At 63.8% G+C, this 23350-nt stretch carries 19 protein-coding genes; 13 read left to right on the top strand and 6 right to left on the bottom strand.

Annotated elements, in window-relative coordinates:
- The first annotated feature begins 4 nt into the window (after positions 1–4).
- Genes ACIQUG_RS30390 through ACIQUG_RS30380 form a run of 3 tightly spaced genes read left to right on the top strand, consistent with a single transcriptional unit; the run spans position 5 to position 3904 of the window.
- Positions 5–1624: an acyl CoA:acetate/3-ketoacid CoA transferase gene (locus ACIQUG_RS30390; RefSeq protein WP_402325956.1), complete on the top strand. Its 1620-nt coding sequence runs from the start codon at positions 5–7 to the stop codon at positions 1622–1624.
- Positions 1617–2396, top strand: coding sequence for an enoyl-CoA hydratase/isomerase family protein (locus ACIQUG_RS30385; protein ID WP_402325955.1), 780 nt, complete (start codon positions 1617–1619; stop codon positions 2394–2396). The genes ACIQUG_RS30390 and ACIQUG_RS30385 overlap by 8 nt, the downstream gene beginning before the upstream one ends.
- Positions 2396–3904 (top strand): aldehyde dehydrogenase family protein, encoded by a 1509-nt coding sequence (locus ACIQUG_RS30380; protein WP_402325954.1) that lies wholly within the window; start codon positions 2396–2398, stop codon positions 3902–3904. Before ACIQUG_RS30385 ends, ACIQUG_RS30380 begins: the two co-directional genes overlap by 1 nt.
- Before the next feature lie 99 nt (positions 3905–4003).
- Here ACIQUG_RS30380 and ACIQUG_RS30375 read toward each other — a convergent pair whose 3' ends face one another.
- Positions 4004–5068, bottom strand: a complete 1065-nt coding sequence (locus tag ACIQUG_RS30375) for a LacI family transcriptional regulator (protein ID WP_402325951.1) — start codon at positions 5066–5068, stop codon at positions 4004–4006.
- Between the two features lie 314 nt (positions 5069–5382).
- On the opposite strand from ACIQUG_RS30375, the gene ACIQUG_RS30370 reads away from it, so the two are divergent.
- The 9 genes from ACIQUG_RS30370 (at position 5383) to ACIQUG_RS30330 (ending at position 15410) form a co-directional block, all read left to right on the top strand.
- Positions 5383–6615: an ABC transporter substrate-binding protein gene (locus tag ACIQUG_RS30370; protein ID WP_370689582.1), complete on the top strand. Its 1233-nt coding sequence runs from the start codon at positions 5383–5385 to the stop codon at positions 6613–6615.
- 276 nt (positions 6616–6891) lie between these two features.
- A complete protein-coding gene (locus ACIQUG_RS30365) occupies positions 6892–7770 on the top strand; it encodes a carbohydrate ABC transporter permease (RefSeq protein ID WP_043625400.1) in 879 nt (292 codons plus the stop codon).
- Complete coding sequence (locus ACIQUG_RS30360) at positions 7770–8651, top strand: carbohydrate ABC transporter permease (protein WP_043625398.1); 882 nt, start codon at positions 7770–7772, stop codon at positions 8649–8651. The genes ACIQUG_RS30365 and ACIQUG_RS30360 overlap by 1 nt, the downstream gene beginning before the upstream one ends.
- A gap of 4 nt (positions 8652–8655) precedes the next feature.
- Complete coding sequence (locus ACIQUG_RS30355; protein WP_402325950.1) at positions 8656–9771, top strand: ABC transporter ATP-binding protein; 1116 nt, start codon at positions 8656–8658, stop codon at positions 9769–9771.
- A 6-nt stretch (positions 9772–9777) separates the two neighbouring features.
- Positions 9778–11277, top strand: coding sequence for a GMC oxidoreductase (locus ACIQUG_RS30350; protein WP_402325949.1), 1500 nt, complete (start codon positions 9778–9780; stop codon positions 11275–11277).
- Entirely contained in the window at positions 11274–12053 is a 780-nt protein-coding gene (locus ACIQUG_RS30345; RefSeq protein ID WP_402325948.1) for a 3-ketoacyl-ACP reductase, read from the top strand. Before ACIQUG_RS30350 ends, ACIQUG_RS30345 begins: the two co-directional genes overlap by 4 nt.
- Before the next feature lie 102 nt (positions 12054–12155).
- The gene (locus tag ACIQUG_RS30340) at positions 12156–13811 is read left to right on the top strand and encodes a GMC family oxidoreductase (RefSeq protein WP_402325947.1); all 1656 of its coding nucleotides are present in this window, start codon (positions 12156–12158) and stop codon (positions 13809–13811) included.
- Between the two features lie 7 nt (positions 13812–13818).
- Positions 13819–14136 carry a Dabb family protein gene (locus tag ACIQUG_RS30335; RefSeq protein ID WP_402325946.1) on the top strand — a complete coding sequence of 106 codons (318 nt, stop codon included), beginning with the start codon at positions 13819–13821 and terminating at the stop codon, positions 14134–14136.
- An 8-nt stretch (positions 14137–14144) separates the two neighbouring features.
- Positions 14145–15410 (top strand): glycerate kinase, encoded by a 1266-nt coding sequence (locus tag ACIQUG_RS30330; RefSeq protein WP_402325945.1) that lies wholly within the window; start codon positions 14145–14147, stop codon positions 15408–15410.
- Positions 15411–15522: 112 nt separating this feature from the next.
- Here ACIQUG_RS30330 and ACIQUG_RS30325 read toward each other — a convergent pair whose 3' ends face one another.
- Positions 15523–16860 (bottom strand): aspartate aminotransferase family protein, encoded by a 1338-nt coding sequence (locus ACIQUG_RS30325; RefSeq protein ID WP_402325944.1) that lies wholly within the window; start codon positions 16858–16860, stop codon positions 15523–15525.
- A 148-nt stretch (positions 16861–17008) separates the two neighbouring features.
- Here ACIQUG_RS30325 and ACIQUG_RS30320 point away from each other — a divergent pair, with 148 nt between their 5' ends.
- Positions 17009–17557, top strand: a complete 549-nt coding sequence (locus ACIQUG_RS30320) for a cupin domain-containing protein (RefSeq protein WP_192451086.1) — start codon at positions 17009–17011, stop codon at positions 17555–17557.
- Positions 17558–17591: 34 nt separating this feature from the next.
- Here ACIQUG_RS30320 and ACIQUG_RS30315 read toward each other — a convergent pair whose 3' ends face one another.
- From ACIQUG_RS30315 to ACIQUG_RS30300, 4 genes are all read right to left on the bottom strand, one after another.
- A complete protein-coding gene (locus tag ACIQUG_RS30315) occupies positions 17592–18824 on the bottom strand; it encodes a pyridoxal phosphate-dependent aminotransferase (protein ID WP_402325942.1) in 1233 nt (410 codons plus the stop codon).
- Between the two features lie 26 nt (positions 18825–18850).
- A complete protein-coding gene (locus ACIQUG_RS30310) occupies positions 18851–20383 on the bottom strand; it encodes an aldehyde dehydrogenase family protein (protein ID WP_402325940.1) in 1533 nt (510 codons plus the stop codon).
- Positions 20384–20472: 89 nt separating this feature from the next.
- The gene (locus tag ACIQUG_RS30305; protein WP_402325939.1) at positions 20473–21894 is read right to left on the bottom strand and encodes an FAD-binding oxidoreductase; all 1422 of its coding nucleotides are present in this window, start codon (positions 21892–21894) and stop codon (positions 20473–20475) included.
- 10 nt (positions 21895–21904) lie between these two features.
- On the bottom strand, positions 21905–23305 hold the full coding sequence (locus ACIQUG_RS30300; RefSeq protein ID WP_402325938.1) for a VOC family protein: 1401 nt from the start codon (positions 23303–23305) through the stop codon (positions 21905–21907).
- Positions 23306–23350: the final 45 nt, after the last annotated feature.

The following is a 23350-nucleotide window of genomic DNA, read 5'->3' as shown; positions in this document are numbered from 1 at the left end:
ACTGATGTCGATGAGCAAGCATATCTCGCCGGCCGAAGCGGCCGCCCTGATCCCGGATGGCGCCGTCGTTTCCGTCTCCTCGTCCAGCGGACTCGGCTGCCCGGACCTGATGCTGAAGGCGATCGGCGAGCGGTTCGAGACGACCGGCCATCCGCGCGACCTGACGACACTGCACCCGATTGCCGCCGGCGACATGAGCGGCATCAAGGGTGTCGATTACATCGCCAAGAAAGGTCTGCTGAAGAAGATCATCGGCGGCTCCTATCCCTCCGGTCCGTCGAGTGCCGAACCGCCACTGATCTGGCAGATGATCGGCGCCAACGAAGTGGCCGCCTACAACGTGCCGTCCGGCATTCTCTTCGACATGCACCGTGAAGCGGCAGCCAAGCGCCCGGGCGTGATGACCAAGGTCGGCCTCGACACCTTCGTCGATCCGTCGCGCGAAGGCTGCGCCATGAACGCTTCGGCCGCAGCTGAGCCCGTAGTGAAGAAGGTCTCGTTCGAAGGCGAGGACTGGCTCTACTTCAAGGCGATCGCGCCGCAGGTGGCGATCATCCGCGCGACGACGGCCGACGAGCGCGGCAACCTCACCTATGAGCACGAGGGCGCCTATCTCGGCGGGCTCGACCAGGCGCTCGCCGCCCGCAACAATGGCGGCATCGTCATTGCTCAGGTCAAGCGCATCACCAAGGAAGGTTCGTTGAAGCCGCATGACGTGCGTGTGCCGGGCGTGCTGGTGGATTACGTCATCGTCGACCCCGACCAGAAGCAGACAACCCAGACGCTCTACGATCCGGCGATCTCCGGCGAGATCTTCCGGCCGCTCGACAGCTTCCGGGTGCCAGAATTCAATATCCAGAAGGTGATTGCCCGCCGCGTGGCGCAGGAACTGCAAGCCGGCAGCGCCGTCAATCTGGGCTTCGGCATTTCGGCCAATGTGCCGCGCATCCTGCTCGAAGAGGGCCTGCATGGTGCGGTCACCTGGGTGATCGAGCAGGGTGCGGTCGGCGGCGTGCCGCTTCTCGACTTTGCCTTCGGCTGCGCTTCCAATGCCGATGCCTTCATGCCCTCGCCCTACCAGTTCACCTACTTCCAGGGGGCGGGCTTCGATGCCTCGCTGCTTTCGTTCCTCGAGATCGACCGCAACGGCTCGGTCAACGTCTCGAAACTCTCCTTCCGCCCGCATGTGACGGCCGGTGCCGGCGGCTTCGTCGACATCACCGCACGCGCAAAGAAGATCGTCTTTTCCGGCATGTTCAACGCCGGTGCCAAGCTTTCGATCGCCGACGGCAGGCTGGTGATCGAGAAGGAAGGCAAGCTGAAGAAGCTGGTCAACGAGGTTGAACACGTCACCTTCTCCGGCCGTCGCGGTATCGAGCAGGGCCAGGACATCACCTATGTGACCGAACGCTGCGTAATGAAGCTGACGCCCGAGGGTGTGATGCTGACCGAGATCGCTCCGGGGGTCGATCTGCAGGCGCATATTCTCGACCAGTCGGAATTCCCGCTGATCGTTTCCGACAGGCTGAAGACGATGGATGCTGCCCTGTTCCAGGAGGCGTTGATCGGATTGGAGCTGCCGAAAAAGCCGGCGCGCCGGCTTCAGGGAGGCGGTCGTGGCTGAGGGTCGTATTCGCATCGAGGTCGATGGGCCGATCGCGACCATGACGGTTGCCCGTCCGGATAAGCTCAACGCCTTCGACATCGACATGCTGAAGGCGCTGGCAGCCGCCTGCGACACGGTCGAGGCTGATCGCAACGTGCGCGTCGTCATCCTGACCGGCGAGGGCAAGGCGTTTTCGGCCGGTGGCGACATCAAGGCGTGGGGCGGCATGGATGCGCCTGAATTCGGGCATGACTGGGTGCGTTTCGGTCACCGCGTGTTCGAGCGGCTGGCGACCCTGCGCATGCCTGTCATCGCGGCCCTCAACGGCCACGCGCTCGGTGGTGGGCTGGAGCTTGCGGCGGCTGCCGATGTCCGCCTTGCAGAAATACAGATCAAGATCGGCCTGCCGGAGACGAGCCTTGGCATGGTGCCCGGCTGGTCGGGCACGCAGCGTCTCGTCTCTCGCTTCGGCGCCCAGATCGTCAGGCGCATGGTTCTTGGCGGCGAGATGTTCACCGCCGAGGCTGCTCGCACTGAAGGTTTGGTCGACGTCGTCGTCGAGACCGGAACGGTGCTTGCCGCCGCCCGCGACTACGCAGCGCGTGTCGCCAAACGCGGGCCTGCGGCGCTCGAGATTTCCAAACTGATGCTCGCTTCGGCGAATGGCGAAGACAACGGATCTGCGGTCGAGGCACTCGGCTCGATCCTCGTCGCCAAGACCGGCGACCTCAAGGAAGGCGTCGCCGCCTTCACCGAGAAGCGTGAAGCCCAATTCAAGGGAGAATGGTAATGACCGTGCTCGTGAAACCCAAGCCGATCGAAGGCCACAAGGTCCGCGCCTTCCAGATGCTGATCGACGGCAAATGGGTGGACAGCGCCGAAGGGCGCACGATTGAGCGCGTGGCGCCGGGCCATGGCGTTGTCGTCAGCCGTTATCAGGCGGGCACCAAGGCCGATGCCGAAAAGGCGATTGCCGCCGCACGCCGCGCCTTCGACGAGGGCACCTGGCCGCGCATGACCGCCTCGCAGCGTTCGCTGGTGCTGCTGCGTGCCGCCGACATCATTGCCGAGCGCGCCGACGAACTTGCCTATCTCGACGCGATCGAATCCGGCAAGCCGATCAGCCAGGCCAAGGGCGAACTCGGCGGTGCCGCCGATATCTGGCGTTATGCGGCGGCCCTTGCTCGCGACTTGCATGGCGAGAGCTACAACACGCTCGGCGACGGCACGCTTGGCGTCGTCTTGCGCGAGGCGATCGGCGTCGTCTCGATCATCACGCCCTGGAATTTCCCGTTCCTGATCGTCAGCCAGAAGCTGCCCTTTGCGCTTGCAGCGGGTTGCACCACGGTCGTCAAGCCGTCGGAACTGACCTCGGCTTCGACGCTACTGCTCGGTGAAATCCTCGAAGCCGCCGGCGTCCCCGCCGGTGTCGTCAACATCATCACCGGCACGGGGCCGGAGGTCGGCGCGCCGATGACGACGCATCCTGATGTCGACATGGTGTCCTTCACCGGCTCGACCGGCGTCGGCCGCCTGACCATGGCCAATGCGGCACAGACGCTGAAGAAAGTGTCTCTGGAGCTCGGCGGCAAGAACCCGCAGATCGTCTTTCCGGATGCCAATCTCGACGAGTTCATCGATGCCGCAGTGTTCGGCGCCTACTTCAATGCCGGCGAATGCTGCAATGCCGGCTCGCGGCTGATCCTGCATCGCGATATCGCCGACGAGGTGACGCGCCGCATTGCCGAGCTCTCGGCCAAGGTCAAGGTCGGCGACCCGCTCGATCCGGAAACTCAGGTCGGTGCGATCATCACGCCGCAGCATCTGGAAAAGATCGCCGGCTATGTTTCTGCCGCTTCCCGGGACGGTGCAGCGGTCGCCCATGGCGGCACGGCGCTCGATCTCGGCATGGGTCAGTTCATGGCGCCGACGATCCTTTCGGCCGTGCGGCCGGATATGGCGGTGGCGCGCGAGGAAGTGTTTGGGCCGGTACTTTCGGTGCTGACCTTCGAGACGACGGAAGAGGCGATCCGCATCGCCAATGCGATCGACTACGGCCTTTCGGCCGGGGTCTGGAGCCGCGACTTCGACACCTGCCTGACGATCGGCCGCCGCGTGCGTGCCGGCACCATCTGGATGAACACCTTCATGGACGGTGCTTCGGAACTACCCTTTGGCGGCTACCGCCAGTCCGGCCTCGGCCGTGAACTCGGCCGGCATTCGGTCGAGGACTACACTGAGACGAAGACGCTCAACATGCATATGGGGCCGCGTACCGGCTGGTGGATGCCGCGCTAAGGCTGAAACAGGGGAGGAGAGGACATGCGGACGACGGGGAGAACATTGGGGCAGGAGGCAGCGTCACATGGCGCCGCCTTGCGCGCCGTGTTCGCCCGCTCAGCCGGCCGTGCCGAAGCTCGATGGGATCTGCGGACAGAGCAGCAGCTGCAGCTTGCTGACGTCGCTCTCGCCGCCGATCTTCTGCAGGAGCACCCGGCCCATGTCCTCGCCGGTCGCCGTCAGGTCCTCGTAGATGGTTTCGACCTGCGGCTGGATGGCGCTCAGGAGATGCGAGGTCTGCTTGGCGATGATGTCGTATTCGCGTCCAAGCGTCAGGCCGCAATCGCTCATGCCGGTGATGGTCGCCAGCGCACAGACCTCCCCGCCGCACATGAAACTATCCGGCGGATCGGGCTCGGCATAGCGCTGGCGCACACGGTCGCGGATCGCGCCTGCGGGGCTGTCGAGGTCGATGCCGGAGAGGATCTCGTAGGCGCAACCGGCCTCGCGCACGGCGGTCATGAAGCCGTGCTGCAGGTGGCCGGCAAAGGTGAAGTCCGCCGGCCCGCTGATCAGCGCGGGCTTGCGCCTGCCCTTGGCGATCAGCCGCTTCGTCGCCTGGTAGGAGAAGGTGAAGTTGTCGTAGTCGACATAGGGATGTGGGGTGGAAAGCTCCGTGCGCCCATGGGTGACGAAGGGAAAGCCGAGATCGGACAGCAATCGGACGCGGGGATCGAGCGGTTCAGTGCGCGAGAAGATCAGTCCGTCGGCCATCGCGTTGCGGGTGATGTAGTTGACCGCTTCGACATTGGTCGAATTCAGGAAATTCGGCATGACGATCAGGTGGTAGGCGGTGCCCTGCAACGCCTTGGCGATGCCGCTCATGATCGAGGTGCCATAACCGAGGATTTCTTCGTGCGGATCGAGCAGCACGCCGATGACATTGGTGCGGCCGGTCTTCAGGCGCTGGGCGGCGCGGTCGGGCGAATAGCCGATCTCGTCGGCGACCTCGCGCACCCGCTTTCGGGTCTCGATGGAGATCTGCGGCGCATCGGAGAGCGCGCGCGAGACGGTGGTGACCGCAAGGCCGGTGATTTCCGCGATCGTGCGAAGGGTCGGCTTGCCGCGCTTGACGGTGGCGCCGCTGTCTTCGTGGTGGGCGGGTTTGGAGGGATCGGCCAATGCGAGTCATCCTGAGAGCGGGCAAGAGCGGGTTTTGTAACGTGGCGCGAACGCTTAGGCAATCGAATCATGCAAACGTTTTAAATCTCGCATCGCGGCATGGATTGCTGCACTGCAATAGCTAATGTGAGCTATATAATTCAGTAAATTCAAACGGTTCCGAAGGTGCTAAAGTACAAAATGGCGGAATGCTTGACTTGCTGAATTTATAACGTTTTAAATGGCCAGCCGCTGGCTTGAGCGGCGCGAATTCCGGGGTGGAGGAGGTTCCGCCTCGTTAACTTGCAAACGGGAGGAAAACGATGCGCAAGTTGATGACGACGACGGCCGTTGTGGCGCTGATGATGGCGGCCACCGCCGCGCGCGCAGCCGAAAATGTGGAAGTTCTGCACTGGTGGACATCCGGTGGCGAAGCCGCCGCACTCGACGTTCTGAAGAAGGACCTGGAAAGCAAGGGCATCACCTGGACCGACATGCCGGTCGCCGGTGGTGGCGGTACGGAAGCCATGACGGTGCTGCGCGCGCGCGTCACCGCAGGCAACGCTCCGACCGCCGTGCAGATGCTCGGCTTCGACATTCTCGACTGGGCCAAGGAAGGCGCACTCGGCAACCTCGACGAGACCGCTTCCAAGGAAGGCTGGGACAAGGTGATCCCGACCGCCCTGCAGCAGTTCTCGAAGTATGACGGCCACTGGATCGCAGCACCGGTCAACGTGCATTCGACCAACTGGGTCTGGATCAACAAGGCCGCCCTCGACAAGGCTGGCGGCAAGGAGCCGACCAACTGGGACGAACTGGTTGCCCTGCTCGACAACTTCAAGGCTCAGGGCATCACGCCGATCGCCCATGGTGGTCAGCCGTGGCAGGATGCGACGATCTTCGACGCCGTCGTGCTTTCGCTCGGCACGGACTTCTACAAGCAGGCTTTCATCGATCTCGACCCGGCAGCGCTCGGCGGCGACAAGATGAAGGAAGCTTTCGATCGCATGACGAAGCTGCGCTCCTATGTCGACGACAACTTCTCGGGCCGTGACTGGAACCTCGCTTCCGCCATGGTCATCGAGAACAAGGCCGGCCTGCAGTTCATGGGCGACTGGGCTAAGGGCGAGTTCCTGAAGGCGAAGAAGGTGCCGGGCACCGATTTCGTCTGCATGCGCTTCCCGGGCACGCAAGGCTCCGTGACCTTCAACTCCGACCAGTTCGCGATGTTCAAGGTTGCCGACGACAAGGTTCCGGCGCAGCTCGCCATGGCTTCGGCGATCGAAAGCCCGACCTTCCAGTCGGCCTTCAACGTGGTCAAGGGCTCGGTTCCGGCGCGCACTGACGTTCCGGATACAGACTTCGACGCCTGCGGCAAGAAGGGCATCAAGGACCTGGCGGAAGCCAACACCAACGGCAAGCTCTTCGGCTCCATGGCCCATGGCCATGCCAATCCGGCTGCCGTCAAGAACGCGATCTACGACGTCGTGACGCGTGAGTTCAATGGCGAACTGACGTCCGAAGAGGCCGTCAAGGAACTGGTCTCGGCCGTCGAGGCCGCGAAGTAACGGGCTCGCTCCGGGGCGCGTACTGCATAATTCCTTAGATCCGCATGGATTTAAGGACAAAATTATGCAGCAACTTAGGTGTTGCAGCGACCTTAGCGTGTCTTGCGAGACACGCGGTGCTGCTAGGCGCCCCGGACACCCCATTCCGACATGCAAGCGCCGTCGAACCACCGTGGCCAATAGGACGCGGGGAGGGGCGCTTTGATACCCAGAACCTCGCGCGGATGCCGATATCAGGGTTGTGCCCGACGGCCGCGCCAGAAGTGGTGAACGTTCATGGATAGCCGCAGTCGCCTGCAGGACCTGATACCGAAGCTGGTGCTTGCCCCGAGCTTCCTCATCGTCCTGATCTTTGTCTATGGTTTCATTGCCTATACCGGCTTTCTGTCGATGACGGACAGCAAGATGCTGCCGTCCTACAATTTCGTCGGTTTGAGCAACTATACGAAGCTGTGGGCGCTGCCACACTGGTGGCGGGCGGTGAGCAACCTGGCGATCTTCGCCGCGCTCTATATCGCCATCTGCTCGGTGCTTGGCCTCGGGCTGGCGATCCTGCTCGACCAGAAGATCCGCGCTGAAGGGTTCCTGCGGCCGATCTATCTCTATCCGATGGCGCTTTCCTTCATCGTGACCGGCACTGCCTGGAAGTGGTTCCTCGATCCCGGCATCGGCCTTGAGAACACCATGCATCTCTGGGGCTGGGAGAGTTTCTCGTTCAACTGGATCAAGGACCGCAACTACGCGATCTACTGCGTCGTCATCGCCGCCGTCTGGCAGTCGACCGGCTTCATCATGGCGATGTTCCTGGCCGGTCTTCGCGGCGTCGACAACGAGATCATCAAGGCGGCCCAGATCGACGGCGCCAAGACCTCGACGATCTATCGCCGGATCATCATTCCCTTGATGCGGCCGGTGTTCCTCTCGGCTTTCGTCGTGCTCGCGCATCTGGCGATCAAGGCCTACGACCTGATCATCGCGCTCACCGGTGGCGGCCCCGGCCAGGCGACCGAGCTGCCGGCGACCTTCATGTATTCCTACACCTTCACCCGCAACCAGATGGGCATCGGCGCGTCCTCGGCGATCATCATGCTGGTGATGATCTTCTCGATCATCGTTCCCTATCTCTATTCCGAAATCCGGGGAGCAAAACGCTGATGAGCGCTCCGAGCCCAGACAACATCATCTCGCACAACCGCCTCACCCGCGCGTTGATCTACACCGCGCTGATCCTCTTTGCGCTCTATTCGCTGCTGCCGCTCTACGTGATGCTGGTGAACTCGGTGAAGCCGCTCGACGAGATCCGCCAGGGCGGCATGCTCAACCTGCCGCAGACCTTTACGCTCGAACCCTGGCTTCAAGCCTGGTCGACGGCACAGATCGGCGTGCAGCCGACGGGTCTCAAACCCTTCTTCATCAATTCGATCCTGATGGTCGTACCGGCCGTGGCGATCTCGACGATCATCGGTGCGCTGAACGGCTACGTGTTGACGAAGTGGCGCTTTCCCGGTGCCAACATCTTCTTCGCCATGCTGCTTCTATCCTGCTTCATCCCGTTTCAGATCGTGCTGATCCCGATGGCGCGCATCCTTGGGATCCTGGGGCTCGCCGGTTCGATTTGGGGCCTGATTTTCGTCCACGTGATCTACGGCCTCGGCTTCACGACGCTCTATTTCCGCAACTACTACGAGGCCTTCCCGACCGAGCTGGTGCGCGCAGCGCAGATCGACGGAGCCAGCTTCTTCCAGATCTTCTGGCGCATCCTTCTGCCGTCTTCCGGTCCGATCATCGTCGTCTCGGTCATCTGGCAGTTCACCAACATCTGGAACGACTTCCTGTTCGGGGCATCCTTCTCGGGTCCCTATTCGACGCCGATGACGGTCGCGCTCAACAACCTCGTTTCGTCCTCGACAGGCGTCAAGGAATACAACGTTCACTTCGCAGGCGCGATCCTCGCCGCCCTGCCAACGCTCATCGTCTACATCGTGTCCGGCCGCTACTTCGTTCGCGGCCTGATGTCGGGCGCCGTGAAAGGATAAGCTCATGTCTTTCTTGAAAATCAGCAACCTGCGCAAATCCTATGGCTCGCTCGAGATCCTGAAGGACATCAACCTGGAGATCGAAAAGGGCGGATTCCTGGTGCTCGTCGGTCCTTCGGGCTGCGGCAAGTCCACGCTTCTGAACACGATAGCCGGGCTTGAGCCGATCACTTCGGGCGAGATCGCCATCAACGGCCGCTCGGTCGCCGATCTGCATCCGTCGAAGCGTGACATCGCCATGGTGTTCCAGTCCTACGCGCTCTACCCGAACATGACGGTCGCCGGAAACATCGCCTTCGGCATGGAAATCCGCGGCGTGCCGAAGGACGAGCGCGAGAAGGCGATCAAGCAGGTGGCGGACATGCTGCAGATCGGCCATCTGCTCGACCGCAAGCCGAGCCAGCTCTCCGGCGGCCAGCGCCAGCGTGTCGCCATGGGCCGCGCACTGGTGCGCAACCCGCAGGTGTTCCTGTTCGACGAGCCGCTGTCCAACCTCGATGCCAAGCTGCGCGTCGACATGCGCACCGAAATCAAGCGGCTGCACAACCGCATGAAGACGACGATCGTCTACGTCACCCACGACCAGATCGAGGCGATGACGCTGGCGACCAAGATTGCCGTTCTGAAGGACGGCGTGCTGCAGCAGTTCGGCACGCCGGCCGAGATCTACAACAACCCGGCCAACATGTTCGTCGCCGACTTTATGGGCTCGCCGGCGATGAACCTTTTGACTGCGCGCATCGAGAAGAGCGGCGCTGACATCGCCGTGGCGCTGGCGCGCCCGAATGCCGAGCCGCTGAAACTCGCGGTGCCGCAGGCCAACGGTGCGCTCTCGGCCTATGCCGGCAAGGACGTGGTCTTCGGCATCCGTCCGGAGGCGCTGACCGACCCAGATGGCGCCGACCGCAATGCCAAGGTGGTTGCCGAGGGCGAATGCCTGATCGAGGTGGTCGAGCCGGCCGGTTCCGACACGTTCGCGGTCACGCGTCTCGGCGGCAAGGAGATCGTTGCCCGGCTCAGGGCCGATGCCCGCATTGCTGCCGGTCAGACCTCGCGGCTCGCCTTCAACCTCGACAAGGCGGTGTTCTTCGACCCGCAGAGCCAGCAGCGGATCGCGTAATCGATCATGCAGGAGCAGCCGGACATCGTCATCATCGGGTCGGGGATCGGCGGCTCCACGCTTGCGGCGGGGCTTGCCGGCTCCGGCGCCCGCATCGCCATCCTCGAGCGCGGCGAGCGCTTGCCCAATACGCCGGAAGCGCGCAGCTACAGTTCGATCTTCGTCAAGGGTCATTTCCGCCCCAGGGAGATGTGGCGTGAACCTGACGGCACCGAGTTCAATCCGGGAAACTTCTATTTCGTCGGCGGCAACTCCAAGCTCTTCGGCGCCGTACTCTTGCGCTGCCGGGCCGAAGATTTCACCGAGATGCAGCATCTTGGCGGCGTTTCGCCGGCATGGCCCTTCCCCTACGAGGAACTGGAGCCGTGGTACGGCAAGGCCGAGCGACTGTTCGAGGTGCGCGGCGAACTCGGCGACGACCCGACGGAGCCGTTCCACAGTTCCCCTTATGCCTTCGGCCCGGTGCCGGACGAGCCGGCGATTGCGCGTGCGCGCACTGAGCTGAAGGCGCAGGGCCTGCACCCGGCGACCTTGCCGCTCGGCGTCGACATCGACACGTGGCTTGCCGGCGGGCGCACGCCCTGGGATGGGTTCCCGAACACCAGCAAGGGCAAGATGGATGCCGAGACCGCACCGCTCGCCTCGGCGCTCAAGGACCCCAACATCGAGCTGATCACGTCGGCCCATGTCGACACGCTGGAGGCCGGCCCAGGCGGGCGGATCGAGGCGATCCACTACACCCACAGAGGCGAGAAGAAGAAGCTGTCGCCGAAGCTGGTGATCCTGTCGGCGGGCGCGATCAATTCCGCTGCCATCCTCTTGCGCTCCGGCGACGGCAAGGGGCTCGCCAACGCCTCCGACCAGGTCGGCCGCAACTTCATGAACCACAATTGCAGCGCCATGCTCGCGATCAACCCGTTCAAGCGCAACGACAGCGTCTACCAGAAGACGCTGATGCTGAACGACTATTACCTGACCGGCGGCAGGGACGGCCTACCGCTCGGCAATGTCCAGCTTCTCGGCAAGATCAACGCCGACATCCTGAAGGCCAACGCGCCCGTCTGGGCGCCCCGGTTTGCCTTCGATTTCATGGCCGGTCATGCGGTCGACTGGTACATGATGACCGAGGACCTGCCGAACCCGGAAAGCCGCATCATGGTCGACGGCAAGGGCATCATCATGCAATGGCGGCGCTCCAACATGGAGGCGCTTTCCAGCCTCGAAGCGAAGATGCGCGCCCATTTCAAGGCGGCCGGCTATCCGATCGTGCTCTCTCAGCCCTTCGACAAGCGCACGCCGTCGCATCAGTGCGGGACGGTGCGGATGGGCCAGGACCCAAAGGACGCGCCGCTCGACGTCTATTGCCGCGCCTTCGACCACCCGAACCTCTTTGTTGTCGACGCCGGCTGCCTGCCGACATCGGCCGCCGTCAACCCGGCGCTCACCGTTGCCGCCCAGGCGCTCAGGGTCGCCGACCATATCCTTGCGAAGGAGATCCGCTCATGACGTTACCGACGCGTCCCGTCGCCATCGTCACCGGCGGCCGCCGCGGCATCGGTCTCGGCGTTGCCCGCGCGCTCGCCCGCGAGGGCTTCGACATTGCGCTTACCGGCCTGGGTGCGGCAGACGCGACGACCGCCCAGACGCTATCGGAACTCTCCGGTGAGCACGGGCGGGCCATCTACATTGAGGCGAATCTCGCCGATGTCGGCGGTCATGCGGCGACGGTCGAGCGCGTCCGCGCCGAGCTCGGCCCGATCCGCTGCCTCGTCAACAATGCCGGCATTGCCTCGGTGGTGCGGGGTGATTTCCTGGATATGCTGCCGGAAAATTTCGACACGATCGTCGCCACCAATCTGCGCGGTACGGTGTTCTTCACCCAGGCCGTGCTCGTTTCCATGCTGACCGACCCGGCAGACCGGACGCCGCGCTCGATCATCAACATCACCTCGGTTTCGGCGACGATGACCTCGCCGGAGCGGCTTGACTATTGCATGACCAAGGCCGGGCTTGCCGCCTTCAGCCAGGGTCTGGCGCTTAGGCTTGCCAATACCGGCATTTCGGTGTTCGAGATCCGTCCGGGCATCATTCGCTCCGACATGACCGCCGGCGTCTCGGCGAAATACGATGGCTTGATCGATGGCGGACTGGTGCCGATGCGGCGCTGGGGCGAGCCCGACGATATCGGCAATATCGCGGCCGGGCTTGCCGGCGGCAAATTCGCCTTTGCCACCGGCTCGGTCATCCAGGCGGATGGCGGGCTGTCGATCGGCCGTCTCTAGGAACAGGCAGGACTTTTGAGGCTCGCAAGCGGGCAGGGTTTGAGTTGAACACGTCGAAAATTTGGAACGTTCCAAATTGACGGCGGCGGAGGAAGACAGGGAATGAGCTACGACTACATCATCACCGGCGCCGGCCCGGCCGGCTGCGTTCTCGCCAATCGCCTCTCCGAGGACCCATCGGTTCGCGTGCTGCTGCTGGAAGCCGGTGGCGGCGACTGGAACCCGCTGTTTCACATGCCGGCGGGCTTTGCCAAGATGACCAAGGGCGTCGCCAGCTGGGGTTGGGAGACGGTGCCGCAGAAGCACATGAAGGGCAGGGTGCTGCGCTATACCCAGGCCAAGGTGATCGGCGGCGGCTCGTCGATCAATGCCCAGCTCTATACCCGTGGCAACGCTGCCGACTACGACCTCTGGGCGTCCGAGGACGGCTGCAGCGGCTGGGACTATCGCAGTGTGCTTCCCTATTTCAAACGCTCGGAAGACAACCAGCGTTTTGCCGACGATTACCACGCCTATGGCGGGCCGCTCGGCGTCTCCATGCCCACGGCGGCGCTGCCGATCTGCGACGCCTATATCCGCGCCGGACAGGAACTCGGCATTCCCTACAACCACGATTTCAACGGCCGCCAGCAGGCGGGCGTCGGCTTCTACCAGCTCACCCAGCGCAATCGCCGCCGATCGAGCGCATCGCTTGCCTATCTCTCGCCGATCAAGGATAGGCGCAACCTGACGGTCCGCACCGGCGCACGCGTCGCCCGGATCGTGCTTGAAGGCACCCGCGCCGTCGGCGTCGAAGTCGTTACGGCCAAGGGCAGCGAGATCATTCGGGCGGATCGCGAGGTGCTGGTCACCTCGGGTGCCATCGGCTCGCCGAAGCTGCTTTTGCAGTCCGGCATCGGGCCGGCCGATCACCTGAAATCAGTGGGCGTCTCAGTCAAACACGACCTGCCCGGCGTCGGCGGCAATCTGCAGGATCATCTCGATCTCTTCGTGATCTCGGAATGCACCGGCGACCACACTTATGACGGTGTGGCGAAACTCCATCGTACGCTATGGGCTGGATTGCAGTACGTGCTCTTCCGCTCAGGCCCGGTCGCATCCTCGCTGTTTGAGACCGGCGGTTTCTGGTACGCCGATCCCAATGCCCGCTCCCCGGACATCCAGTTCCATCTCGGTCTCGGCTCCGGCATCGAGGCGGGCGTCGAGAAGCTGAAGAATGCGGGTGTGACGCTGAATTCCGCCTATCTGCACCCGCGTTCGCGCGGAACCGTGCGGCTCAAGTCCTCCGATCCGGCGGCAGCACCGCTGATCGATCCCAATTATTGGGAGGATCCGCACGACCGCAAGATGTCGATCGAGGGCTTGAAGATCGCCCGCGAAATCATGCAGCAGGCAGCACTGAAGCCCTTCGTGCTGGCGGAGCGCCTGCCGGGCAACTCGGTCATGAGCGATGAGCAGTTCTTCGAATACGGCTGCGCCAACGCCAAGACCGACCATCACCCTGTCGGCACCTGCAAGATGGGCACGGACGCCTCGGCCGTGGTTGGGCTGGACCTGAAGGTGTGCGGACTCGAAGGCCTTCGCGTCTGCGACAGCTCGGTGATGCCGCGCGTTCCCTCTTGCAACACCAATGGGCCGACGATCATGATGGGGGAAAAGGGCGCCGATATCATCCGCGAGCGCCAGCCCCTGCCGCCGGCGATCTTCGCCCACGAACGCAACGACAGCCGCCCGCGCGCCCGCGCCGATATCCGTTGAGGTCCCCATGATCCGCCATTGCGTCTTCATCCGCTTCCGCCCCGAAATCACTGAGGAGGAAAAGGTGGCGATCTTCGACGAGATCGTCGCGCTGAAGTCACGGCTGCCAGGCTTCATGGCGGCCCATGTCGGCGGCAATGTCAGCCCGGAAGCGGGTATGGACAAGGGGCACGGACTGGGCTTCATCGTCGATTTCACCGATGCGGCGGCGCGCGACGCCTATCTCGAGGACGAGGAGCACCGCAAGACCGGCGCCAAGATCGTGGCGGCCGCTGAGGGCGGCGTTGCCGGCATCTTCGTCTACGACCTCGAAATCGCCGACTGAGCGATAGCATGATCGACGCGCGCCCCTTCCTGACAGAGCTTTTCGAGGCGGCCGTTCGAGCCGCCGATCCCTATGAGGCGATCAAGGCGCATCTGCCCGAGCCGCCGAAAGGGCGGACCGTGGTGGTCGGCGCCGGCAAGGCGGCAAGCCAGATGGCGGCCGCTTTCGAGAAACTCTGGAAGCACCCCTTCAGCGGCACGGTCGTCGCCCGTCATGGGCCGGTCGAGCCGTGCGAGATGATCACTGTGCTGCAGTCGGCCCATCCGGTGCCGGATGAGGCGGGGCTTGCCGCATCGGATGCGTTGCTGAAGGCGGTTGCAGGTCTGACGGCGGACGACCTCGTCATTGCCCTGATCTCCGGTGGCGGCTCGGCGCTGCTGCCGGCGCCGCCGGAGGGCCTGACGCTCGCCGATGAGATCGCCGTCAACAAAGCGCTGCTGGCCTCTGGCGCGCCGATCTCGGCGATGAACGTCGTGCGCAAGCACGTGTCGCGGATTAAGGGCGGGCGGCTTGCCGCGGCGGCTGCACCGGCCCGCGTCGTTAGTTTGGTGGTGTCCGACGTGCCGGGCGATAACCCGGCCTTCGTCGCCTCGGGGCCGACGGTTCCGGATCGGAGTACGGCGGCGGAGGCGCTCGAGATTGTTGATCGCTACCGCATGGAATTGCCGGGTGGCGTCATCGCCCATCTGCGCTCGGAGGCGGCTGCCGCACCTGCTCCCGACGATCCGCGATTTGCCGGGCATGCGTGCCACGTTATCGCGTCGGCAAGCGTCTCATTGGAAGCGGCCGCGGCCAAGGCGCGGGAACTGGGTGTCGAGGCGCGCATCCTCTCCGATGCGATCGAAGGCGAAGCACGCGACATCGGCCGCATGCACGCGGCCCTTGCTCGCGAAGTGGCGCTTCGGAGTCGTCCCTTCGACAAGCCGGTGGTGCTTTTATCCGGCGGCGAAACGACGGTGACGATCTCCGGCAAGGATTATGGCAAGGGCGGGCGTAACAGTGAATTCCTGCTGTCGCTGGCGCTCGACATCGACGGTGTTGCGGGCATCGATGCACTTGCCGCCGATACGGATGGCATCGACGGTTCAGAAGACAATGCCGGAGCTTTTGCAGACGGGCAGAGCATCGCACGCATGCGGGCAGCGAATATCGACCCGCGGCTTCATCTCGCCCGTCACGACGCCTGGTCGGCCTTTTCGGCGAGCGGCGACCTGTTCGTACCGGGTCCGACCGGCACCAACGTCAACGATTTCCGGGCGCTGTTGATCCGCTAGGGTGCGGCTCATTTGTCGAGACGTTAGCCGGATTCAGCACTGCACCCGAAATGACAACGCCGCCGCCGAGATCTTCGGCGGCGGCGTTGCTTTTGGCTTGCTCTGCTTGGACTTACTTGGCGCGCTTCAGCGCATCGCCGAGGATCGAGACGATCTCGCCGAAATGCTTCTCTTCGGCAATCAGCGGCGGCGAGAAGGCGATGATGTCGCCGGTGACGCGGATCAGCAGGCCCTTTTCGAAGCAATCGACGAAGACGTCATAGGCGCGGGCACCGATGGCGCCGTCGCGCGACTGCAGCTCGATGCCGGCGATCAGGCCGATCGTGCGGATGTCGATGACATTCGGCAGGCCCTTCAGCGAATGCATCGCGTCGTGCCAGGCGTCCTGGAGCTCGACGGCGCGGGTCATCAGGCCCTCGTCGCGGTAGATGTCGAGCGTCGCGATACCGGCGGCGCAGGCGGCCGGATGGCCGGAATAAGTGTAGCCGTGGAAAAGCTCGATCGCGTTTTCCGGACCGTGCATCAGCGCGTCATGCACCTTGCGGCTGGCAAAGACCGCGCCCATCGGGATCGCGCCGTTGGTGAGGCCCTTGGCTGCCGTCACCATATCAGGGGTTACAGCGAAGAAGTCGGTGGCGAAGGCCGCACCCAGACGACCGAAGCCGGTGATGACCTCGTCGAAGATCAGGAGGATGCCGTGCTTGTCGCAGATCGCGCGCAGGCGCTCGAGATAGCCCTTCGGCGGGATGAGTACGCCGGTCGAGCCGGCGACAGGCTCGACGATGCAGGCGGCGATGGTTTCGGCGCCGTGTAGCGCCACCAGCCGCTCGAGATCGTCGGCAAGCTCGGCGCCGTGCTCGGGCTGGCCCTTAACAAAGGCGTTCTTGGCGGGGTCGTGGGTGTGGCGCAGGTGGTCGGAGCCGGGAAGCTGCGGGAAGACGCGGCGGTTGTTGAGGATACCGCCGACCGAAATGCCGCCGAAGCCGACACCGTGATAACCGCGCTCGCGGCCGATGAGGCGCGTGCGGGTGCCCTGTCCGATGGCGCGCTGATAGGCGATCGCGATCTTCAGCGCCGTGTCGACCGATTCCGAGCCGGAGCCGGTGAAGAAGACGCGATCGAGCTTCTGTCCCTCGGGGCCCGGTGCGATCTCGGCCAGGCGTTCGGCAAAGTCGAAGGCGATCGGGTGGCCCATCTGGAAAGAGGGGGCGAAATCCATCGTCGACAGCTGGCGCTCGACGGCAGCGGCGATCTGACGGCGGCCATGGCCGGCATTCACACACCAGAGCCCGGCGGTGCCGTCAAGGATCGTGCGGCCATCGGTGCTGGTGTAGTGCATGCCCTCGGCCGAGGCGAGCAGGCGCGGCGCCTGCTTGAACTGCCGGTTGGCGGTAAACGGCATCCAATAGCTGTCGAGAACGGGGGCGTTGGGCTTGGTGTGCTGGTTCATGGCATCCTCCTGAGGTTGGCGATTGACGCCATGATTTGATTTGCCAAACAAGTCCTTTTCTGCTGTCAGTTAAGTCATTGAAATACGTCACGCTGTTTCGGCGTGTTTGCGATATTTCGAACAACCTGAACACCAAGGTTCGGATCATATGACCGTCGATATCGGAAACCGGCTTCGGCACCTCAGACTGATGCACAATCTGTCGCAGCGTGAACTCGCCAAGCGCGCTGGCGTTACCAACTCGACGATCTCGCTGATCGAGTCGAACGCGTCCAACCCGTCCGTCGGCGCGCTGAAGCGCATTCTCGATGGCATACCGATCGGGCTGGCGGAATTCTTCTCCTTCGAGCCAGAGAAACCGCGCAAGGCCTTTTATGCGGCGGAGGAACTTGTCGAGATCGGCAAGGGGCCGATTTCCTATCGCCAGATCGGCGAAAACCTCTTCGGCCGCAGCCTGCAGATCCTGAAAGAGGTCTACCAGCCGGGCGCCGATACCGGAAAGGTGCCGCTGGTGCATGACGGCGAAGAAGGGGGCATCGTGCTGTCGGGCCGCATCGAGGTCACCGTCGATGACGAGCGGCGGATTCTCGGGCCAGGGGATGCCTATTATTTCGAAAGCCGGCGACCGCATCGCTTTCGCTGCGTCGGGCCGGTGCCCTGCGAGGTGATCAGCGCCTGCACGCCGCCGACGTTTTGAGGGCGGACGGCGCCGATGCGCCGTCCGGAGTTCGTCACGAAAGCCGCGCGCAGGCGATTGCGATGCGCGTGAGCGCTTCCTTCAGTTCCACTTCCGAGGTCGCATAGGAGATGCGGAAGAACGGCGAGAGACCGAAGGCCGAGCCTGGAACGACGGCGACATGGGCGTCGTCGAGCAGGTAGGCGCAGAAGTCCGTATCCGTTGCGATCGTCTTGCCCGAAGGCGTGACCTTGCCGAGCATGCCGGCGCAGCCGGAGAAGGTGTAGAAGGCACCTTCCGGAACGCGGCAATCGAGACCATCGATGGTGTTGAGGCCGTTGACGACGAGATCGCGGCGGCGCTGGAAGCTGGCGGTGCGTTCCTTGAGAAATTCCTGCGGGCCGGTCAGCGCGGCAACGGAAGCGGCCTGGCTGACGGAGGAGGGGCAGGAGGTCGCCTGGCTCTGGACCACGGCCATCGCCTTGATCAGATCGCGCGGGCCACCGGCATAGCCGATGCGCCAGCCGGTCATGGCATAGGCCTTGGAGACGCCGTTGACCGTGAGCGTGCGGTCCTTGAGCCGGGGTTCCAGCTGGGCCGGGGTGACGAAGCGGAAGCCGTCATAGACGATGTGCTCGTACATGTCGTCGACCAGCAGCCACACATGCGGATGCTTGAGAAGCACGTCGAGCAGCGGCCGGTAGTCGTCCGCACTGTAGGCGGCGCCCGAGGGGTTCGAGGGCGAATTCAGGAGCACCCAGCGCGTCTTCGGCGTGATCGCCGCTTCGAGCTTGTCGGCGGTCAGCCGGAAGCCGGAGGCCGCGTCGCAGGGGATCAGCACCGGCTTGCCTTCGCAAATCTGGACGATATCCGAGTAGGAGGTCCAGTAGGGCGTCGGGATGACTACTTCGTCGCCGGGATTGATCGACGCCATCATGGCGTTGAACAGGATCTGCTTGGCGCCGGTCGAAACCGTGATCTCGTCCTGCTCGTAGGCGAGGCCGTTCTCACGCTGGAATTTCTCGCGGATCGCCTTCTTCAGCTCCGGCGTGCCGTCGAGCGCGGTGTATTTGGTGTCGCCGCGCTTGATCGCCTCGCAGGCGGCGTCCTTGACGAAGTCGGGCGTGTCGAAATCCGGCTCGCCCGCACCGAGGATGATCACCGGCTTGCCTTCGCGCTTCATGGCTTGCGCGCGGGCGCCGATCTTGAGGATTTCGGACACTCCTATCGAGGAGATCCGCGAGGCGGGCTCAAAGCCCGCCTCCTTGACCGTTGCGTTGATGGTCATGGTCTCTACCTACCTGGGTGCGCCGATTATTCGATGTCGAACGACACGCCCTGCGCCAGCGGCAGAGCCTTCGAATAGTTTACCGTGTTGGTGGCACGGCGCATGTAGGCCTTCCACGAGTCCGAACCGGATTCGCGGCCGCCGCCGGTTTCCTTCTCACCGCCGAAGGCGCCACCGATTTCGGCGCCGGAGGTGCCGATGTTGACGTTTGCAATGCCGCAATCCGAGCCGTCGACGGCCAGGAAGAGTTCCGCTTCCTGCATGTCACGGGTGAAGATCGACGAGGACAGGCCGGCTGCGACCGCATTGTGTTCGGCAACGACGGCGTCGAAGTCGCTGTACTTCATGACGTAGAGGATCGGCGCGAAGGTTTCTTCGAGAACTGGGCCGGCCTGCTTGGGCATTTCGACCATCGCCGGCTTGGCGTAGTAGCCGTTGTCGTAGCCGAGTTCGACGCGCTCGCCGCCGGTGACGGTGCCGCCATGCGACTTGGCTTCAGCGATTGCCTTCTGCATGCCGTCGAAGGCAGCCTTGTCGACGAGCGGGCCAACGAGGGCCGTCGTTTCCAGCGGGTTGCCGACCGAGACCGAACCGTAGGCCTTCTTCAGGCGCGGAACGAGCTGGTCGTAGACGCTTTCATGCACGAACAGGCGGCGCATGGTGGTGCAACGCTGGCCGGCGGTGCCCATGGCGCCGAAGGCGATGGCGCGCAGCGCCATGTCGAGATCGGCAGACGGGCAGACGATGCCGGCATTGTTGCCGCCGAGTTCGAGGATCGCGCGGGCGAAGCGCTTGGCAAGGCGCGGGCCGACGTCGCGGCCCATGCGGGTCGAGCCGGTTGCCGAAACGAGCGGTACCTTCGGGTTGTCGACGAGAACTTCACCGACGGTGCGGTCGCCGATCAGGACCTGCGACAGGCCTTCCGGCGCATCGCCGAAGCGGGCAAGCGCGCGCTCGAAGATCGCCTGCGAGGCGAGCGCCGTAAGCGGGGTCTTTTCAGACGGCTTCCAGACGACGGAGTTGCCGCAGACGATGGCAAGTGCCGCGTTCCACGACCAGACGGCGACCGGGAAGTTGAAGGCGGAGATGACGCCAACGACGCCGAGCGGGTGCCAGGTTTCCATCATGCGGTGGCCGGGACGCTCGGTGGCGATCGTCAGGCCGTAGAGCTGGCGGGAAAGGCCGACGGCGAAATCGCAGATGTCGATCATTTCCTGGACTTCGCCGAGGCCTTCGGAGGTGATCTTGCCGGCTTCGATCGAAACCAGCCGGCCGAGGTCGGCCTTGAAGGCGCGCAATTCTTCGCCGAGCAGGCGGATCAGTTCGCCGCGCTTCGGCGCCGGAACCAGGCGCCAGGCCTTGAAGGCTTCATGGGCCTTTTCGATCTTGGCGGCAGCTTCAGCAGCCGAAACCGTCTTGAGGTTGCCGATCTTTTCGCCGGTAACCGGGCTGAAGGACGGCATGTCGCCGCCGGTGTAGAGTTCCTTGGCGACGCCCATCTTTTCGAGAAGCGCTGCGGCTTCCTTGGTCACGTCGACTGTCTTGGTTGCGATGTTCATGGTCTGACTCCCGTTTTATTGGTTTAGATCATTCGTTGGAGCGGAATGTCGGCGGAAGACCGCACACACTTTCCTCATTCCGCTCTGGCCTATCCGAAACGCACGCTGCCGAGCTTTCCCGGCGAGGTCAGCGTCTTCAGGCCCGCGGCCATGTCCTTGAGTTTGTCTGGTGTATAAAAGTCGTAATAGGCCTGATTGCGGCGGCCGATCGCATGTTCCGCGCTGAAGCTGCCGTGATACTCCTCGACGGCGACTGCGAAAACCCACTCGCGCAGCCGCGGTTCGAAAGTCTCGTCCTTGAGAAGGGCGCTGTCCTTCGGCACGACGAGGTTGAAGTGCACGCCGCCGTCGCCGATATGGCCGAAATCGCAGACGGTGACGTCGGGGAATTTCGATGGCATTTCGGCCTTCATATGGTCGCAGAAGGCCATGATGTCACCCCGGCGGAAGGAGACGTCGAAGGCGATCAGCTTGCCGAGGTGCTTGACGCCCTCGGACAGTGCATGGCGCAGCGCCCAGATCTCGTGCGGCGGGCCGACGAAGGCATCGGCGAGCGGTGCCTCCTCCATTTCCCAGATCTCGGCAAGCGCCGTTTCGAGCACGGCGTCGAGCGACTGCTCGCCCTCGCGCGGTGCCCAGGTGCGGCTGATTTCGGCGAGGATGACGTAGTCAGGGACGTTACCGCCCTGGAACGGGTTCTTCAGCGACGGCACATGGGCAAAGGCGGCCGTTACGGCGTTCTTCGACATGCCCTCGAAGGCCGAAAGATAAGCGCCAAGGCGTTCTTCCATGGCGCGCAGCAGCGGCAGCACATGGGCGCCGCTTGCCGGAACCAGCAGTGCGGTTGCCGTCTGTTGCGGCAGGCGCTCGAGGTTCAAGACGCATTCGGTGACGATGCCGAAGGCGCCCGAGGTGCCGACGAAGATCTGTTTCCAATCGACGCCGGTGTTGTTCTTGCGCAGGTCGCATTGCAGGTCGAGCACGGTGCCTTCGGCGTCGCCAAGCACGACCTTGAGGCCGAGCGTGTTGCGGCGCACGTCGCCGTATTTGAGGAAGCGCGAACCGCCGGTATTGGTGGCGATCATGCCGCCGATGCGCGGGTCGGCGCCGAGATCGATAGGGAAGAACAGACCGTGTTCTTCCAGCCGCCGGTTGAGATCGGACAGCCGGAAGCCGGCGTCGAGCCGCACCGAGCGGTTGTCGAGGTCGAGTTCGAACCGCTGCGTCAGCCGGTCGAGGCTGAGGATGGCTTCGTCGCCCGACTGATCCGGGGTCGAGCCGGAGACAAGTCCGGTGTTGCCGGATTGCGGGATCAGCGCGATGCCGTTCGAGACGCAGTAGGCGACGGCAGCAGAGACCTCTTCGGTCGTTGCCGGCCGCAGAACGAGCGAGGTCCGGCCGCGATCGTAGCGCGCGCCGGTCTCATAGGCTTCCAGGTCTTCAGGACGCGTCAAGACACCCTTGTCACCAAGGATGCCAGTGAGTGCGTCGATGTGCAGTTGATCGATCATAGGATCAGTATCATTCCGCAGCGATGGCGCCGGTCAAGACCCGGAGGCAGCTTTCGATCGAAGCCTGCTCGATGCCGGCATAATGATCGAACTCGTTGAGCACGGTCGCGCCGAGATCGCTCTCGAAACGCTTCTGGTTCGGGCTGGCAACAAAGTCCTGCTGGGCGCCGTCACCGAGGTTCGACTGGAAGATACCCGCGGCGCTGACCGGCAGGAAGTCTTCGTAGACGATCGCATCGAACTGAACGAGGCCGGCGGCGATCAGCGCTTCGATGTCGCGTGCCGGTGAGATGCCGGCCTTGCGGCCCTTCTCCGTCAGCGAATAACTGAAATAGCCGAGACCGGCTTCGCGGATGCCTGCCCAGGTGTCCGGGAAGGGCTCGAAAGCCCCGGCAAGTGCTTTTTCGTATTCGCGGGCGTTGGAACCGTCGGCGGCCGGGCGGACGATCTTGCGCGAGGCGTCGAGCAACTCGTCATAGAGTGCGCGGCCCTTGGGCGTCAGCGCGATGCCGCGCTGTTCGATCTCGCCGAAGCGGGCGGTGTGGGAGCCTTCCTTCCAGGTGCCGTCGGCGTCCTTGAAGGAGACCGGCTCTTCGAGCGCCTTGAACGAGGTCTGGCGCAGGAGGATCGGGCACTTGCGGGTCGGCGGGCCCTCGACGACGGCCTTCGGGGCAATCGCGTATTCCGGCATCAGCGCCTGCACCTTGTCGATGTCGAGCGTGCGCGGGGTGAGATGATTGATGTGCGGGCCCTTGAAGGAGACGACGTCGGCGATCAGGCGATGGGCGTCGTGCAGGCGCTTGTACATGTCAGGGCTGACATTGGCCTTGTCGTGCCAGCGGAAGGTCTCGAGCACTTCCTGGACAAAACGCTCGGCATCCGCCTTGTCGAGACCACCGTCGCGCTCGGCCTTTTCCGTGAGTTCAACGGCGCCCGTCGTGAAGATCTGGCGTGCAGCCAGAATGACATCGGCTTCGGCGCGTAGCGCTTCGTCGGCGATCAGGTCGAGGCGCAGCAGCGAGGTGAACACGCGGAACGGGTTGCGCTTCAGCGCGGCGTCGCCGACCGGACGGAAGGCGGTGGAGTGAACCGGAACGCCGGCGGTCGACAGGTCGTAGTAGCCGACCGGAAACATGCCCATGACGGCAAAGACGCGGCGCATCATCGCAAGTTCGGCAGGTGTGCCGAGCCGGATCGCACCGTGGCGCTCCTCGGAGATACGGTCGAGCGTATCCGTCGCGTCGAGGCGCTCCTTCAGCTTGGGATCGGCGGCGAGCGTATCGGCGTTGACCTTGGCGACCAGCTCCATCAGCGTGCCGTAAGCCGGCACCTCTTCGCGGTACATGACCGACATGGCTGCGGAAAAGGCCGAGCGGATGTCGTCGGCGGATACGAAACTATTCTCTTTCACTGGGGCTCGCCTCGCGCTATGGGTGAAGGACAAGGTCATTCTCAT

The sequence above is a fragment of the Ensifer sp. NPDC090286 genome (genome assembly GCF_044769565.1).
GTDB lineage: Bacteria > Pseudomonadota > Alphaproteobacteria > Rhizobiales > Rhizobiaceae > Ensifer.
The sequence above is the reverse complement of the archived record's forward strand: the minus strand, read 5'-3'. Positions and strand labels throughout refer to the sequence as shown.

What these genes read in the sequence shown, in the direction of transcription:
- ACIQUG_RS30390 (WP_402325956.1), top strand. Translation starts at nt 5, where the DNA reads ATGTCGATGAGCAAGCATATCTCGCCGGCCGAAGCGGCCGCCCTGATC.
- ACIQUG_RS30320 (WP_192451086.1), top strand. Translation starts at nt 17,009, where the DNA reads ATGACCGTCGATATCGGAAACCGGCTTCGGCACCTCAGACTGATGCAC.
- ACIQUG_RS30380 (WP_402325954.1), top strand. Translation starts at nt 2,396, where the DNA reads ATGACCGTGCTCGTGAAACCCAAGCCGATCGAAGGCCACAAGGTCCGC.
- ACIQUG_RS30305 (WP_402325939.1), bottom strand. Translation starts at nt 21,894, where the DNA reads ATGATCGATCAACTGCACATCGACGCACTCACTGGCATCCTTGGTGAC.
- ACIQUG_RS30310 (WP_402325940.1), bottom strand. Translation starts at nt 20,383, where the DNA reads ATGAACATCGCAACCAAGACAGTCGACGTGACCAAGGAAGCCGCAGCG.
- ACIQUG_RS30360 (WP_043625398.1), top strand. Translation starts at nt 7,770, where the DNA reads ATGAGCGCTCCGAGCCCAGACAACATCATCTCGCACAACCGCCTCACC.
- ACIQUG_RS30370 (WP_370689582.1), top strand. Translation starts at nt 5,383, where the DNA reads ATGACGACGACGGCCGTTGTGGCGCTGATGATGGCGGCCACCGCCGCG.
- ACIQUG_RS30345 (WP_402325948.1), top strand. Translation starts at nt 11,274, where the DNA reads ATGACGTTACCGACGCGTCCCGTCGCCATCGTCACCGGCGGCCGCCGC.
- ACIQUG_RS30350 (WP_402325949.1), top strand. Translation starts at nt 9,778, where the DNA reads ATGCAGGAGCAGCCGGACATCGTCATCATCGGGTCGGGGATCGGCGGC.
- ACIQUG_RS30330 (WP_402325945.1), top strand. Translation starts at nt 14,145, where the DNA reads ATGATCGACGCGCGCCCCTTCCTGACAGAGCTTTTCGAGGCGGCCGTT.
- ACIQUG_RS30355 (WP_402325950.1), top strand. Translation starts at nt 8,656, where the DNA reads ATGTCTTTCTTGAAAATCAGCAACCTGCGCAAATCCTATGGCTCGCTC.
- ACIQUG_RS30335 (WP_402325946.1), top strand. Translation starts at nt 13,819, where the DNA reads ATGATCCGCCATTGCGTCTTCATCCGCTTCCGCCCCGAAATCACTGAG.
- ACIQUG_RS30365 (WP_043625400.1), top strand. Translation starts at nt 6,892, where the DNA reads ATGGATAGCCGCAGTCGCCTGCAGGACCTGATACCGAAGCTGGTGCTT.
- ACIQUG_RS30325 (WP_402325944.1), bottom strand. Translation starts at nt 16,860, where the DNA reads ATGAACCAGCACACCAAGCCCAACGCCCCCGTTCTCGACAGCTATTGG.
- ACIQUG_RS30340 (WP_402325947.1), top strand. Translation starts at nt 12,156, where the DNA reads ATGAGCTACGACTACATCATCACCGGCGCCGGCCCGGCCGGCTGCGTT.
- ACIQUG_RS30315 (WP_402325942.1), bottom strand. Translation starts at nt 18,824, where the DNA reads ATGACCATCAACGCAACGGTCAAGGAGGCGGGCTTTGAGCCCGCCTCG.